1 protein-coding gene and 1 pseudogene are annotated in these 1,315 nt (G+C 77.0%); one reads left to right on the top strand and one right to left on the bottom strand.

Annotation, left to right across the window (positions count from 1 at the left end):
* On the top strand, positions 1 to 1,142 hold a 1,142-nt coding region (locus tag HMPREF3099_RS09050; RefSeq protein WP_141762094.1), incomplete at its 5' end, for an FAD-binding protein.
* Here HMPREF3099_RS09050 and HMPREF3099_RS13030 read toward each other — a convergent pair.
* Positions 1,129 to 1,315, bottom strand: a pseudogene (locus tag HMPREF3099_RS13030) (ABC transporter ATP-binding protein); the annotation flags it as partial. The gene HMPREF3099_RS09050 and the pseudogene HMPREF3099_RS13030 sit on opposite strands and share 14 nt — an antisense overlap.

Below are 1,315 nucleotides of genomic sequence, written 5' to 3'. Positions count from 1 at the left end.
AGGCCGACGGTGGCCCGGTGGGCGGGCGCGACGCGGCCGCCACCGCACCGGGCCCAGGGAGCGCGTCGGGCACGACCTCCGGCACCCGGGCGACCCTGCCCACGGGTGAGCGCGGCCGGGCCCGCGCCACTCGCGTGACCGGGGAGACCGAGCTGCGCGGCGGTGCGGTAGTGCTGGCCACCGGCGGCATCGGGGGCAACGACGCGATGATGCGCGGCGCCTGGCCGCAGCGCCTGGGCGCCCTGCCGGAGGACCTGCTGCACGGCGTGCCCGCGTACGTGGACGGCTCCGGGCTGGAGCTCGGGGCGCAGGCCGGCGCGGCGTGGGTGAACACCGACCGCATGTGGGCCTACACCGAGGGCCTGGGCAACCCGGAGGCCGTGTGGCACCGGCACGGCATCCGCATCCTGCCCGGGCCGAGCTCGCTGTGGCTCGACGCCGACGGGCACCGGCTGCCCGCGCCGCTCTTCCCCGGCACGGACACCTTGGGCACGCTGGAGCACCTCCAGGCCACCGGCGCGGAGCACTCGTGGTTCGTGACCAACCGGCGCATCGTGGGCAAGGAGTTCGCGCTCTCGGGCAGCGAGCAGAACCCGGACCTCACCGGGCGGTCGGTGCGCGGGGTGCTGGGGCGGGTGCGCACGGACGTGCCGGCACCGGTGCAGGCCTTCGTCGACGCCGGGGACGACGTCATCGAGGCCGACGACCTGGAGACGCTGCTGGGCCGCATGGAGGCGATGGGCGGACGGCCGCTGGACCGGGCCGCCGTGCGCGAGGCCGTGGCCGCCCACGGACGCGAGGACGACCCGCAGCGCCGGCTGCTGCGCGACGCGCGGACCTACCTGGGCGACAAACTGGTGCGCTCCGTGGCGCCGCACGACCTCCAGGACCCGGCAGCCGGGCCGCTCATGGCCGTGCGGTTGCGCATCCTGAGCCGCAAGACACTGGGCGGGCTGGCCACGCGGTTGGACGGTGCGGTGCTCGACGCGGCCGGTGGGCCGGTGCCGGGGCTGTTCGCCGCCGGCGAGGTGAGCGGCTTCGGCGGCGGGGGCGTGCACGGCTACCGGTCGTTGGAGGGCACCTTCCTGGGTGGGTGCCTGTTCACCGGGCGGCGCGCGGCCGCGGGCGTCATCGCCGGCTGAGGGCCGCCAGCTCCAGCACACGGTCGCCGGGGGCGACGCACCAGGCCTCCAGCAGCTCGGCGTCGTGGCTGATGGTGAGCACCGTCAGCCCCGATGCGGCCCGCGCCCGCAGCAGGCCCACCACCGATGCCGTGGTGGCCGGGTCGAGCATGGCGGTGGCCTCGTCGGCCAGC

Origin of the sequence: Kytococcus sp. HMSC28H12, from assembly GCF_001816045.1 — a bacterium.
Classification (GTDB): Bacteria; Actinomycetota; Actinomycetes; order Actinomycetales; family Dermatophilaceae; genus Kytococcus; species Kytococcus schroeteri.
Note: the sequence above shows the minus strand (reverse complement) of the source record. Positions and strands in the feature narration are given on the sequence as shown.